Origin of the sequence: Roseateles sp. DB2 (assembly GCF_051857535.1) — a bacterium.
Lineage (GTDB): Bacteria > Pseudomonadota > Gammaproteobacteria > Burkholderiales > Burkholderiaceae_C > Roseateles_B.
The window spans coordinates 43,694-57,028 of record NZ_JBPZGY010000006.1 but is presented as its reverse complement, the minus strand read 5'-3'; the positions used below and the strand labels follow the sequence as shown (position 1 = coordinate 57,028).

Below are 13,335 nucleotides of genomic sequence, written 5' to 3'. Positions count from 1 at the left end.
TGTCTGGCGGGATGCCTTGGGCAACGCGTTGTGGTTCCGTCGATTTGCGTCCAAGGTCCTGAAATGGTCCGATGAGGGCTCGCAGCAACGCGACACTGCCTCCTGCGCCGGCTGGCTTGAAAATGCTCTTCCCGCCCTCAGCTGGAACGGCTATGACTGCATCCGCCTCCCAAGACCCGGTGTTTCATGGCACCACCATCGTCAGCGTGCGCCGCAATGGCCAGGTCGCCATCGGCGGCGACGGCCAGGTGACGCTGGGCCACATCGTCGTGAAGGCCAGCGCCCGCAAGGTGCGCAAGCTCTACAAGGAACGCGTGCTGGCCGGCTTTGCCGGCGCCACGGCCGACGCCTTCACCCTCTTCGAACGCTTTGAGTCCAAGCTGGAGAAGCACCAGGGCCACCTCGTACGGGCCGCCGTCGAGCTGACGCGCGACTGGCGCACGGACCGCGTGCTGCGCCGCCTGGAAGCCATGCTGGCCGTGGCAGACGCCGAAACCTCGCTGATCATCACCGGCAACGGCGATGTGCTGGAGCCCGAGATGGGCATCGTGGCCATAGGCTCCGGCGGGGCCTACGCCCAGGCCGCCGCCCGCGCCCTGCTTCAGCACAGCGAGCTGGGCGCAACCGACATCGTCAAGCGCTCGCTCGAGATCGCCGGCGACCTCTGCATCTACACCAACCAGACCCACACCCTCGAGACGCTGGACAGCGTCTCCCGTGGCTGAGGGCACGCTGGCCACCGCATCGAAGAAGGACGCCCCATGTCCATGACCCCGCAAGAAATCGTTTCCGAACTCGACCGCCACATCGTGGGCCAGCAGGAGGCCAAGCGTGCCGTCGCCATCGCCATGCGCAACCGCTGGCGCCGCCAGCAGGTCGACGAGAAGCTGCGTGGCGAGATCACGCCCAAGAACATCCTGATGATCGGACCCACCGGCGTCGGCAAGACCGAGATCGCCCGCCGGCTGGCCCGGCTCACCGATGCGCCCTTCATCAAGGTCGAGGCCACCAAGTTCACCGAGGTGGGCTATGTGGGCAAGGACGTTGACAGCATCGTGCGCGATCTGGTCGAGATCGCCGTCAAGCAGGAGCGCGAGCTGCAGATGCGCCGACTGCGCACGCGTGCCGAGGACGCCGCCGAGGAGCGCATCCTCGACGCACTCGTGCCGCCACCCCGCTCCGGTAGCAGCAGTGAATTCGGCTTTACCGCCGCACCCGCGTCGCCCGCCCCAGACAACACCGCTCGCCAGGTCTTGCGCAAGCGCCTGCGCGAGGGCCAACTGGACGACAAGGAAGTCGAGCTGGAGCTGACCGATCCCAAGCCCACCATGGAAATCCTCGGCCCTCAGGGCATGGAGGAGATGACCGAGCAGCTCAAGGGCCTGTTCTCGCAGATGGGCGCGGTCAGGAAGCGCAGCCGCAAGCTCAAGATTGGCGAGGCCATGAAGCTGCTGCTCGACGAGGAAGCGGCCAAGCTGGTCAACGAAGAGGAGATCCGCGCCGCAGCCCTGCTCAACGCCCAGGAGAACGGCATCGTCTTCATCGACGAGATCGACAAGGTGGCCAGCCGCTCCGAAGGCAGCGGCGCCGAGGTCTCGCGCCAGGGCGTGCAGCGTGACCTGCTGCCCCTGGTCGAGGGCAGCACGGTCTCCACCAAGTACGGCATGGTCAAGACCGACCACATGCTCTTCATCGCCTCGGGCGCCTTCCATCTGGCCAAGCCCAGCGACCTCATCCCCGAGCTGCAGGGCCGCTTTCCCATCCGCGTGGAGCTGGGCTCGCTGAGCGTCGATGACTTCGAGGCCATCCTCTCCAGCACCCATGCCAGCCTGGTCAAGCAGTATCAGGCCCTGCTGGCCACCGAGGGCGTCACCCTGGAGCTGCTGCCCGATGGCATCCGCCGGCTGGCGCAGATCGCTTGCGAGGTCAACGAGCGCACCGAGAACATCGGCGCCCGCCGCCTGGCCACAGTGATGGAACGCCTGCTGGACCCCATCAGCTTCGATGCGCCGAACATGGGTGGGCAGACCGTGCGCATCGATGCTGCGGCCGTTGATGAACGCCTCGCGGCCCTGGCATCCAACGAGGACCTCTCGCGCTTCATCCTGTGAACGGCGTCCCCTGAAGGCGGCTCGGAGGCCTTGACGGCCGTCAAGCCGCGCCGCCCCGCCTGCCATTAGGCTCTAGGCCTATGCCGCATCGCATCAGCACCCGCAGTTGGGGCTTGGCCCGCCCCAGCCAGCTCAACGCAGCCGCCACGCATGCCGAGCAGCGCTGGCGATGGCCGGTGCTGGTCGTCTTGCTGTGCACCATCCCGGCCTTCTACATCGAGCTGATCGAGAGCCTACCCACGCCCCTGGCCATTGCCATCTACCTGGTGGCGGCAGCAACGGTGGGCCTCTCCCTGTGGCGCATCGGACGCCTGTGCTCGCACCCCCAGCAGTACTGGCGCAGCAATATGCTGGACCTCGTGCTGATGGCGGGCCTGCTGGCCTCGGCCTTGCTCCCGCCCAGTGCGGAGTCGGCCATGGCGCTGGCGGGACGGCTCTTTGTCTCCCTGCTGACGCTGCTGCGCATGGTCTGGGCCATCAAGAGCTGGGTCACCCGCGGAGGCCTGGGCTACCTGCTGCTGCTGGCCCTCATGGTGCTGCTGTTCTGCGGCGTGGGCTTCTGGGTGCTGGAGCCGCGCGTTCGCACCCCAGGGGACGGCATGTGGCTGGCCTTCACCACGGCCGCCACCGTGGGCTACGGCGACATCGTCCCCACCACCGCCGCCGCCAAGATCTTCTCGGTCTTCGTGGTGCTGCTGGGCTATGCAGTGCTCTCGCTGGTGACGGCCGCCATCGCTGCCATGTGGGTGGAGACCACCGAGCGCGAGGTCGAGAAGGACATCCTGCGCGACCTGCACACCCAGTTGCGTTCAGTGCACGAGGAACTGGCAGCCGTGCGCGAAGAGCTGCGACAGCTCAAGCGCCCCGACTGAGCCCGCCCTCAGGGCGACCTTTGCCGGCGCCTTGCAGCCTGTCCTTGCGCTGCGCCACTCTGTCCGAATCCCCGCGCCAGGCCGTGCTCGCCTCGCTACGCTGCGCCCCAGATCACTGAGGAGGCGCCATGCTGAGCATTCAAGACCTGGTCAAGACATTCGGAGACCACCGGGCCATCGACGGCCTCAACCTGGAACTGGGCGCCGGCCTGGTCGGCCTGGTCGGCCACAACGGCGCCGGCAAGACCACGCTGATGCAGATGCTGGCCACACTCAGCAAGCCCAGCCAGGGCCGCATCCTGCTGGACGGGCAGGACATCGTCGCCCACCCCGAGCTGATGCGCCGCCGGCTGGGCTACTTGCCCCAAGACTTCGGCGTCTATCCGCAGCTGACGGCGCGCGAGTTCCTGCAGTATTTCGCCGCGCTCAAGGGCGTGCGCGACGGCCGCCGCATCCAGCAGCTGCTGGAGCTGGTCAACCTGCATGAACAGGCCGACCGACTGGCCGCAGGCTTTTCCGGCGGCATGCGCCAGCGACTCGGCATCGCACAGGCCCTGCTCAACGACCCGGACGTGCTGGTCGTCGACGAACCCACGGCCGGCCTGGATCCCGAGGAGCGGCTGCGCTTTCGCCAGCTGCTGTCCGAGCTGGGCTTCTCGCGCCTGGTGATCGTCTCCACCCACATCGTCTCGGACATCGAGAACATGGCCACCCACCTGGCCATCCTGCGGCGAGGCCGCCTGCTGGCCTTCAGCAGCCCCGAGGCCTTGATGGCGCGGGCAGAGGGTCAGGTCTGGACAGCCCTGCTGGAGCCCGGTCATTACGAGTCCCTGCGCCAGCAGGTCCATGTGCTGCAGGCCCAGCGCCAGGGCGGTCTGATCCAGGTCCGCATGGCCCATGCCGAGCGCCCCTGCGCCGAGGCGCAGGCTGCCCTGCCAAGTCTGGAAGAGGCCCTGATGGCTCAGCGTTATGCGGACGCCCAGGGCCTGGGGATGGCAGCATGAGCGCGCCCGGCCTGCTTCAGCACGAAGGCAGCGCAGCGCGGGGCACGCCGTTCGCCCCGCTGCCTGCTCTTCTCCTGGCCCTTGCCCGCCACGAGTGGCGCCTGCGCGCCCGGCGTACCTCCTGCCTGGTGATCCTGGGCCTGGTCATCGTCGGGACCTGGATGATGATCCCGGACAACAGCGGCACCATGACCCTGATGGCGGTCCGCGAGCAACGCATGGCCTACGACAGCAGCACGCTGGCCGTGGGCGGCGGGTTGCTGGCCAACCTGCTCTTCGGCCTGATGGGCTTCTTCCTGGCACGAGGCCGCAGCCAGCAGGAGCTGCACTGCGGCGTGGCACCGCTGCTGGCCTCCTCGCCCTTGCACAGCGGTTGGCTGCTGCTGGGCCGCTGGCTGGGGTCGATGGCCTTCCTGATGAGCCTCGCGGCCCTGGCCCTGCTCACGCTGGTGGTGCTGCAGCTGCTGCGCGGCGAAGGTCCCGTGCAGGCTGGCCCCTATCTGGCGATCTGGCTGCTGGGCATGGGCCCCTCTCTGCTGCTGTGCGCCAGCATGGCCCTGCTCTGCGACGCCTGGGCCCCGCTGATGCGGCGCCGCGGCGACCTGCTCTTCTTTGCCTGCTGGGTCGGGCAGTTCCTCACCCTGCCCTTCACCCTGGGCGACGGCCCCCATCGCCTGCAGCCGTTGCTGGCACTGGACTTCACCGGCCTGTCGGCCATCGTCACCCAGCTGGAACAGATGCTGGGGACCACGCACCTCAACATCGGCGGCACCGACTTCGATCCCAGCCTGGGCGTCGGCCACCTGCCCGAGGGCCTGTGGTCCTGGCCCCTGGTGTCTTTGCGCCTGCTGTCCGCGCTGCTGGCCCTGCTGCCGCTGCTGCCGGCCTTCTGGCTGTTCCATCGCTACGACCCCGATCACGTCAAGGCCGCATCGGTGAAGGCGGGGTCGCGCTGGCGCAAGCTCATCGACACCAGCCTGCAGCCGCTGGCCCGCGGCGCCGGTCGGCTCCTGCCCCTGTGCGCCCGCGTCCCGGGCTGGCCTGGACAGGTGCTGGCCGACGCCTGCCTGGCCCTGGTGGGTCAACCGCTGACCGTGCTGGCCCTGCCTGTGCTGCTGCTGCTGGGCATGAGCGTGCCCGTCACGGACCTGGGCTCGATGGTACTTGCCACCACGGCGGTCTGGGGCCTGATGATCTGCGGGATGGGAGCCCAGGATCACCAGGCCGGCATCCTGTCCTTGAGCGCCAGCGCGCCCGGCGGCCCCGGGCGGCGCCGGCTGCGGCCCTTTGCCAGCGCCTTGCTGCTGGGCCTGCTGTTCTGCGCCCCGGCCCTGCTGCGCTGGGCCCTGATCACGCCCACCCTGGCCCTGGGACTGCTGGGCGGTCTGCTGATGCTGAGCGGCCTCAGTGCCGCCCTGGGCCACTGGACCCGCGGCAGCCGCACCTTCCTCGCCCTGTTCCTGTTCTGGCTCTACGTCGCCACGCAGGCACGCGACATCCCCTGGCTGGACCTGATGGCCTTCAATGGCCAGGCCCAGCTCATGACGGCAGCGACCAGCGCCGGCCTGGGCTTGGCCGCCCTGGGCCTGCTCATGCTGCAGCGGGCCCGGACCTGATCCGCAGGCGCGCCAGGCGCCGCCGTCCTGGCGCTCAGAGCGCCAGGCGATGCGCCTGCAGGGCCAGGATGCCGTCGAAGAGCAGGCTCTCGACCAGTTCGTGGCGAACCTCCAGCGCCGGTGCGACCTTCCATCCCGCGCCGCCCGTCATCAGCGTCAGCGGCTCGTGACCGGCGCGGTGGCCCAGATGGCGGTGCATGCGCTCGATGGCGCCGGTGATGGCATAGGTGCCGCCGCTGGTCAGCGCATCCGAGGTGTTGGTGGGGAAGGCGCGCACCTCGCCGGTCGGCACGCGCAGGCCGGCCGTTCCGCTTTCCAGGGCGCGCAGCATGATGCCGTGGCCGGGCAGGATCAGACCGCCGAGGAAGTGCCCCTCGGCGTCGACCGCATCCACCGTCACCGCCGTGCCCACCATCACCACCAGCACCGCACGCGGTGCGCCGCGTTGCATCACATGGGAGCGTGCGCCGACCAGGGCCACGAAGCGGTCCGCCCCCAACCGCCCGGGATGGTCGTAGCCATTGATGATGCCGCCGGCCTGGTGGGTGGAATGCACCCAGCGGGGCTCCACGTCCCAGGCTTCCATCTGCTCGATCTGCTCCTCGACCCGGTGACGCACGGCATCGCCGGCCACATTGCAGCCCAGCATGCTGTGAGGCGTGGGCAGGCGCCGCCATTCGTCTTCCGCGAGGCGCTCGATGTTCTCGAGGAACACGGCACCGTGGGCCAGCACCACCGCGCCCGGCTGGGGCGATGCATAAAGCGCCCACTTGAGGCGAGTGTTGCCGATGTCTATGGCCAGAAAGCTCATGGGAAGGAGGCTGCGCTGGAAACAGCGGGAGCCTACCAGCGTTCCCGGAGCCGTCGTAGCGGAAATGCCTCAGATCCCGCCAGGGAATGCTATCCGCGCAGGCCCGGCTGACTCATCATCCAAAGCCGGGGCGCAGCAGACGCCCGAGCAAGCCAACAAGATTCAGTGGAGAAGCCCATGAAGCATCTGTCGATTGCGACTCGTCTGTGGTTGCCGGTGATCGCGCTGACCGTGGTCACTGTGCTGATGACGGCCGGCGCCGCCTTGCGGACGTCCCAACTGCTGCAGGAAGCCATGAAGGCCCAGCAGGATCAGCAGCTCAAGCTGAGCCATTCCCTGCGCTGGCGAGGCATGACGGAGACCAATGCGACGCGAGTGATCCTGGGCCTGGCCGCCCCCGACGATTCGGTGAGCAAGCTGGCCAAGCCCATGATCGAGGCCACCACCCAGCAGATCAGCGGCATCCAGAAGCAGCTGGAGGCACTGGCCGACTCCGACGAAGAGAAGCGCGCCATGCAGCGCATCGCTGAACAGCGCCAGGCCTACATCACGCTGCGCAATGACATCGGCAAGCTCAAGTCCGCCGGTGACGCGGAGGGTGTGCGCAGCGGCCTGGGGCGCATTCAGCAGGCTGTGGAAAGCTACCTCGACGCACAGCAGGCTTTCGTGCAGATCCAGGCGGACAAGGCGCGGGCCATGCAGGAACGGGCCGGCGCCGAGCGCATGCGCACGGTGTGGAGCGTGGCCGCGCTGATGGGCGTGATCGTCGCGGCCCTGGGGCTGGGTACCTGGTCCCTGGTGCGCTCCATCGCCACGCCGCTCAAGGCCCTGGTCGGCGAGGCCGAGCGCATCGGCAACGGCGATCTCAGCGGCCAGTTGGACAGCAGCCGGCAGGACGAGATCGGCGAGGTCCAGCGCGCCCTGGCCCGCATGAAGGATGCGCTGAATCGCGTCGTCAGTGAAGTGCGCGAGAGCACCGAAAGCATCCAGACGGCCAGCGCCGAGATCGCCTCAGGCAATCTGGACCTGAGCCACCGCACGGAGCAGACGGCCTCCAATCTGCAGCAGGCCGCCGGGGCCACAGGGCAGCTGACGGGCACGGTCAGCCACAGCGCAGACAGCGCTGCCACGGCCAACCAGCTCGCCGGCAGCGCCGCGGAGGTGGCTCAGCGCGGCGGCGCGGTCGTGGGGCAGGTGGTCAGCACCATGGAGGAGATCAACGCCAGTTCGCGGCGCATCAGCGACATCATCGGCGTCATCGACGGCATCGCCTTCCAGACCAATATCCTGGCGCTCAACGCGGCCGTCGAGGCCGCGCGGGCGGGCGAGCAGGGCCGCGGCTTTGCGGTGGTGGCGTCCGAGGTGCGCAGCCTGGCCCAGCGCAGCGCCGAGGCAGCCAAAGAGATCAAGAGCCTGATCGGCGCCAGCGTCGAGCGGGTCGAGGCGGGCTCGCGCCTGGTGCGGGAAGCCGGCAGCACCATGGACGAGATCGTCGCCAGCGTGAACCGGGTCAGCGACATCATCGGCGAGATCTCCGCCAGCACGGTGGAACAGCGCGACGGCATCGGGGCGGTCAACCAGGCCGTCACTCAGCTGGACCAGGCCACTCAGCAGAACGCAGCCCTGGTGGAGCAGAGCGCCGCCGCCGCCGAGTCGCTGAAGGAGCAGGCCAGCCGTCTGGCGGAGCTGGTCAGCGGCTTCCGCCTGGCCGCCAGCGGGCGCTGACCCGCAGCCCCCCCCGCCGGTCTGTGGCAGATTGCCCACCGGCCGGGGCGGCATGAGCTCGCCCCGGCTCCAGGCCATGCCAGCCTTGAGGCAGGCATGCACAATGGCAGCGGCCCGGGCGCCGCTGCGCGCCCGGCGGATTCGCAGCAGGGAGCGGCGATGAGAAGCCCACAGGGCCCGGTTCTGGCATCGACACGACCACCCGGTCTGGCAGCGCGCTGGCATGGCGTCTGGCACGTCCTGTCGCGCCTGGAGTCCAACGAGGGCTTCGTGCCCCAGGCCTTCGCCAGGCGTCGCGAGCACGTCCTGCGGGTGATGGCCTGGCTGACCATCCTGGGCTCCCTGCCCTGGGCGGCCCATTTCCTCTTCATCAACAGGCCCGGCGTGGCCGGCATGCCTGGCATGGCCATCGCCGGATCTGCCCTCACCCTGCTGCTGCTGAAGCACAAGCTGCCGCGCACCGCCTCGGTGTTCTACTGCTTCTGCGCCTGGCTGGTGGTGCTGGCCCTGAGCCTGCTGGCCGACCTGCCCTCCGGCGGCGTGCCCCGCAGCACCCAGCTCTACCTGATCCCGCTCTTCGTCTGCAGCTACTTCCTGCTGCAGTACCGGCCAGGCTGGCTGCTGAGCCTGATGTCGGTGCTGATCCTGGGCGCCTTTGTCGCGCTGCAGACCTTTGAACTGCGCCTCGTGCAGACGCCCGCAGTGCCCTTGGCAACTCGCCAAGTCGGCGTGGGCCTGGTCGCGGTGCTGACGGCCCTGCTGATGTACGCCTGCATCGTCACCATGCTGCGCGATGCGCGCCAGGCCTCGGCCCTGGAGCTGGATTTCGCGCGCGGCATCGCGGCAGGCGAGATCGAGCCCTTCTTCCAAGCCCAGTGCAATGCCGAGGGCGAGCTGATCGGCGCCGAGGTGCTGATGCGCTGGCGCCATCCCAAGCGTGGCCTGGTCTCGCCGGCCGAGTTCGTGCCCATCGCCGAGGCCACCGGCCTGATCGAGCCGGCCGGGCAGCGCCTGCTGGAACAAGTCTGCCGTCTGCTCGAAACCTGGCAGGATGGCGGGCCGCTGCATGGCATCCCCATCTCCATCAATGTCAGCTCCATCCAGCTGCAGTCCGAGAGCGCCACCGAGAAGCTCATCGCCACCGTGCCAACCAGCCTGGCCCAGGCCGGCCTGCTGAAGTTCGAGCTGACCGAATCCGCCTACTCCGACAACTTCGAGCAGCTCCAGGAACGCATGCAGCGCATGCGCGAGTGCGGCATCCGCCTGGCACTGGACGACTTCGGCACCGGTTTCTCCTCGCTGAGCCGGCTGCGCGGCCTGCCGCTGGACCAGCTCAAGGTCGACCAGTCCTTCGTGCACGACCTGCCCGACGACGCCGACGCCTGCCGCATCGCCGAGACCATCGTGCACCTCGGCCTGGACATGGGCCTGGAGGTGGTGGCCGAAGGCGTGGAGAACGTGCGGCAACTGGACTGTCTTCGCGAGATGGGCTGCACTGCCTACCAGGGCCACTGGTTCTCGCGCCCGGTGTCGGCCACGCGCTTCATGGCCCTGGCCGAGAAATGGCAGCTGCGCGAGCCCGGCCAGCAGCGCTTCATGCAGACGGCACCCGCCTCGCTGCAAAGCCTTTGAGCCCCAGTCCTCCCGCCTTGCCGCCTGCTCCGGCCCAGCCTCGCCGGAACGCGAAGGATTGACGTTTACGTAAACGTCAAGTCGCACCTAGAATCAGGTCCTTGTTGCTGATAGAACCGGGCCCATGCCGTCACCCGGCCGGCCCTGCAGGAGACCCGCGATGACCGACTTGTCCGCCGAATTCAAGGCCCTCGCCGACTACCGTCCCACCCACAAGGTGCGTTTCGTGACGGCCGCCAGCCTCTTCGATGGCCACGATGCCGCGATCAACATCATGCGCCGCATCCTGCAGAGCATGGGTGCCGAGGTGATCCACCTGGGGCACAACCGCTCGGTGGACGAGGTCGTCACCGCCGCGCTGCAGGAAGACGCCCAGGGCATCGCCATCTCGTCCTACCAGGGCGGCCACGTCGAGTACTTCAAGTACATGGTGCAGCTGCTCAAGGAGCGGGGCGGCGAGCACATCCAGGTCTACGGCGGCGGCGGCGGCGTGATCGTGCCGGCCGAGATCCGTGACCTGGCCGAGCATGGCGTGCGCATCTTCAGCCCCGAGGACGGCCAACGCATGGGTCTGCAGGGCATGATCGGCGAGATGGTGATGCGCTGCGACAAGGACCTCAGCAGCTTCGCCCCCAAGAGCATCGACGCCATCCAGGGCCAGACCGAGGGCGCCTGGCGCGCCCTGGCCCAGCTGATGACGGCCCTGGAGAACGAGAAGGCCGACGCCGGCCTCGTCCAGGCCCTGCGCGAGCAGGCCGCCGGGCTCAAGACGCCCGTGCTGGGCATCACCGGCACCGGCGGCGCCGGCAAGTCCAGCCTCACCGACGAGCTCATCCGCCGCCTGCGCCTGGACCAGGACGACCGCCTGCGCGTGGCGCTCATCTCCATCGACCCGTCCCGCCGCAAGAGCGGTGGCGCCCTGCTGGGTGACCGCATTCGCATGAACGCCATCTCGCCCTGGAGCCAGGGCTCGCGCGTCTTCATGCGCTCGCTGGCCACGCGCGACTTCGGCAGCGAGATCAGCAAGGCCCTGCCCGACGTGGTGGCCGCGGCGAAGGTGGCCGGCTTCGACCTGGTCATCGTCGAGACCTCCGGCATCGGCCAGGGGGACGCCGCCATCGTCCCGCACGTGGACATCCCCATGTACGTGATGACGCCCGAATTCGGTGCGGCCAGCCAGCTCGAGAAGATCGACATGCTGGACTTCGCCGAATTCGTCGCCATCAACAAGTTCGACCGCAAGGGCGCGGCCGACGCCTGGCGCGACGTCGCCAAGCAGGTCCAGCGCAACAAGGAAGCCTGGGGCAAGAAGGCCGAGGACATGCCCGTCTTCGGCACCATGGCCAGCCGCTTCAACGACGATGGCGTGACCGCGCTCTACCAGGCCCTCAAGCCGCGCCTGGCCGAACTGGGCCTGCAGTTGAACGACGGCCGCCTGCCCCTGGTCAGCACCCGCTTCAGCACCCACCAGACGCCCATCGTGCCGCCGGCCCGCGTGCGCTACCTGGCCGAGATCAGCGACAGCGTGCGCGGCTACAAGAGGCGCGCCCGCCAGCAGTCGCTGCTCGCCCGCGAGATCCAGCAGCTGCACGGTGCCAGCCGCATGCTGCTGGAGTCCAACCCGGAGAAGCAGAACGCCCGTGGCGCCCTGGCCGAGCTGGCCACCGCCCGCGAAGCCCGCCAGGACGCCGACGCCCGACAGCTGCTGGCCCAGTGGCCCGACATGCAGAAGGCCTATGCCGGTGACGAGTACGTGGTGAAGATCCGCGACAAGGAGATCCGCACCAGCCTCGTGTCCACCAGCCTCTCCGGCACCAAGATCCGCAAGGTCGTGCTGCCGCACTACGAGGACCACGGCGAGCTGCTCAAGTGGCTGATGCTGGAGAACGTGCCCGGCTCCTTCCCCTACACCGCTGGCGTCTTCGCCTTCAAGCGCGAGGGCGAGGACCCCACCCGCATGTTCGCAGGCGAGGGCGATGCCTTCCGCACCAACCGCCGCTTCAAGCTGGTCTCCGAGGGCATGCCCGCCAAGCGCCTGTCCACCGCCTTTGACTCCGTCACGCTCTATGGCGCCGACCCGGCCCCGCGCCCCGACATCTACGGCAAGGTCGGCAACTCCGGCGTCAGCATCGCGACCCTGGACGACATGAAGGTGCTGTACGACGGCTTCGACCTCTGCAGCCCCACGACCAGCGTGTCCATGACCATCAACGGCCCGGCGCCCTCGATCCTGGCCATGTTCATGAACACGGCCGTGGACCAGCAGATCGCCAAGTTCAAGGCTGACAACAGCCGTGACCCGACCGCCGACGAGACCGCCAAGATCAAGGCCTGGGTGCTGGCCAACGTGCGCGGCACCGTGCAGGCCGACATCCTGAAGGAAGACCAGGGCCAGAACACCTGCATCTTCTCGACCGAGTTCTCGCTGAAGGTGATGGGCGACATCGCCGAGTACTTCGTGCACCACAACGTGCGCAACTTCTACTCGGTGTCCATCTCTGGCTATCACATCGCCGAGGCCGGCGCGAACCCCATCTCGCAGCTGGCGCTGACGCTCTCCAACGGCTTCACCTTCGTCGAAGCCTACCTGGCGCGCGGCATGCACATCGACGACTTCGCGCCCAATCTGAGCTTCTTCTTCAGCAACGGCATGGACCCCGAGTACACCGTGCTGGGCCGCGTGGCACGCCGCATCTGGGCCGTGGCCATGCGTGACAAGTACGGCGCCAACGAGCGCAGCCAGAAGCTCAAGTACCACATCCAGACCTCGGGCCGCTCGCTGCACGCGCAGGAGATCGCCTTCAACGACATCCGCACCACGCTGCAGGCCCTGATCGCCATCTACGACAACTGCAACTCGCTGCACACCAACGCCTACGACGAGGCCATCACCACGCCCACGGAAGAGAGCGTGCGCCGCGCCATGGCCATCCAGCTGATCATCAACCGCGAGTGGGGCCTGGCCAAGAACGAGAACCCCTCGCAGGGCGCCTTCATCATCGAGGAGCTGACCGAGCTGGTGGAAGAGGCCGTGCTGGCCGAATTCGAGAAGATCGCCGAGCGCGGCGGCGTGCTGGGCGCGATGGAGACGGGCTACCAGCGCAGCAAGATCCAGGAGGAGTCGCTGCACTACGAAATGCTCAAGCACACCGGCGAGTACCCCATCATCGGCGTGAACACCTTCCGCAACCCGCATGGCGACCCGGTGCCTGAGCACATCGAACTGGCCCGCTCGACGGACGAGGAAAAGCAGAGCCAGCTCTCTCGCCTGGCCGCCTTCCACGAGCGCAATGCCGCACAGGCGCCCGCCATGCTGCAGCGCCTGCAGCAGGCGGTCATCGACAACAGAAACGTCTTCGAGGTGCTGATGGATGCCGTGCGCGTCTGCTCCCTGGGCCAGATCACCTCGGCACTGTTCGAGGTGGGCGGCCAGTACCGTCGCAGCATGTAAGGCATGCCGGCGGTCCGCGCAAGACCTCCTTCGGGAGGTCTTTTTCATGGAGAACTGACCCACTCGCCCGTGATTTTTCATCGTTAGAATCCGCGCTGAAAAAAAATGCGAAA

9 protein-coding genes are annotated in these 13,335 nt (G+C 68.2%); 8 read left to right on the top strand and 1 reads right to left on the bottom strand.

The window, feature by feature from the left end; translation table 11 throughout:
* Positions 1-152 precede the first annotated feature (152 nt).
* The 5 genes from hslV to ACS5PK_RS11615 all read left to right on the top strand — a co-directional run bounded on the left by hslV (position 153) and on the right by ACS5PK_RS11615 (position 5,603).
* Complete coding sequence (hslV, locus tag ACS5PK_RS11635; RefSeq protein WP_439440405.1) at positions 153-725, top strand: ATP-dependent protease subunit HslV; 573 nt, start codon at positions 153-155, stop codon at positions 723-725.
* 36 nt (positions 726-761) lie between these two features.
* A complete protein-coding gene (hslU, locus tag ACS5PK_RS11630; RefSeq protein ID WP_439440404.1) occupies positions 762-2,111 on the top strand; it encodes an ATP-dependent protease ATPase subunit HslU in 1,350 nt (449 codons plus the stop codon).
* Positions 2,112-2,191: 80 nt separating this feature from the next.
* The gene (locus tag ACS5PK_RS11625; RefSeq protein ID WP_439440403.1) at positions 2,192-2,983 is read left to right on the top strand and encodes a potassium channel family protein; all 792 of its coding nucleotides are present in this window, start codon (positions 2,192-2,194) and stop codon (positions 2,981-2,983) included.
* Positions 2,984-3,111: 128 nt separating this feature from the next.
* Positions 3,112-3,987 (top strand): ABC transporter ATP-binding protein, encoded by an 876-nt coding sequence (locus ACS5PK_RS11620; protein WP_439440402.1) that lies wholly within the window; start codon positions 3,112-3,114, stop codon positions 3,985-3,987.
* Complete coding sequence (locus ACS5PK_RS11615; protein ID WP_439440401.1) at positions 3,984-5,603, top strand: hypothetical protein; 1,620 nt, start codon at positions 3,984-3,986, stop codon at positions 5,601-5,603. Before ACS5PK_RS11620 ends, ACS5PK_RS11615 begins: the two co-directional genes overlap by 4 nt.
* Positions 5,604-5,637: 34 nt before the next feature.
* On the opposite strand, the gene ACS5PK_RS11610 is transcribed toward ACS5PK_RS11615, so the two are convergent.
* Entirely contained in the window at positions 5,638-6,414 is a 777-nt protein-coding gene (locus ACS5PK_RS11610) for a type III pantothenate kinase (protein WP_439440400.1), read from the bottom strand.
* A gap of 177 nt (positions 6,415-6,591) precedes the next feature.
* Between ACS5PK_RS11610 and ACS5PK_RS11605 the strand changes: the two genes are divergently transcribed.
* The 3 genes from ACS5PK_RS11605 (at position 6,592) to icmF (ending at position 13,222) form a co-directional block, all read left to right on the top strand.
* On the top strand, positions 6,592-8,139 hold the full coding sequence (locus ACS5PK_RS11605; protein ID WP_439440399.1) for a methyl-accepting chemotaxis protein: 1,548 nt from the start codon (positions 6,592-6,594) through the stop codon (positions 8,137-8,139).
* A gap of 159 nt (positions 8,140-8,298) precedes the next feature.
* A complete protein-coding gene (locus tag ACS5PK_RS11600) occupies positions 8,299-9,771 on the top strand; it encodes an EAL domain-containing protein (RefSeq protein ID WP_439440398.1) in 1,473 nt (490 codons plus the stop codon).
* Between the two features lie 160 nt (positions 9,772-9,931).
* Entirely contained in the window at positions 9,932-13,222 is a 3,291-nt protein-coding gene (gene icmF, locus ACS5PK_RS11595) for a fused isobutyryl-CoA mutase/GTPase IcmF (RefSeq protein ID WP_439440397.1), read from the top strand.
* Positions 13,223-13,335: the final 113 nt, after the last annotated feature.

Excerpts from the sequence above, each read along its gene's own strand:
- hslV (WP_439440405.1), top strand. The coding sequence starts at position 153 with ATGACTGCATCCGCCTCCCAAGACCCGGTGTTTCATGGCACCACCATC.
- hslU (WP_439440404.1), top strand. The coding sequence starts at position 762 with ATGTCCATGACCCCGCAAGAAATCGTTTCCGAACTCGACCGCCACATC.
- ACS5PK_RS11625 (WP_439440403.1), top strand. The coding sequence starts at position 2,192 with ATGCCGCATCGCATCAGCACCCGCAGTTGGGGCTTGGCCCGCCCCAGC.
- ACS5PK_RS11620 (WP_439440402.1), top strand. The coding sequence starts at position 3,112 with ATGCTGAGCATTCAAGACCTGGTCAAGACATTCGGAGACCACCGGGCC.
- ACS5PK_RS11615 (WP_439440401.1), top strand. The coding sequence starts at position 3,984 with ATGAGCGCGCCCGGCCTGCTTCAGCACGAAGGCAGCGCAGCGCGGGGC.
- ACS5PK_RS11610 (WP_439440400.1), bottom strand. The coding sequence starts at position 6,414 with ATGAGCTTTCTGGCCATAGACATCGGCAACACTCGCCTCAAGTGGGCG.
- ACS5PK_RS11605 (WP_439440399.1), top strand. The coding sequence starts at position 6,592 with ATGAAGCATCTGTCGATTGCGACTCGTCTGTGGTTGCCGGTGATCGCG.
- ACS5PK_RS11600 (WP_439440398.1), top strand. The coding sequence starts at position 8,299 with ATGAGAAGCCCACAGGGCCCGGTTCTGGCATCGACACGACCACCCGGT.
- icmF (WP_439440397.1), top strand. The coding sequence starts at position 9,932 with ATGACCGACTTGTCCGCCGAATTCAAGGCCCTCGCCGACTACCGTCCC.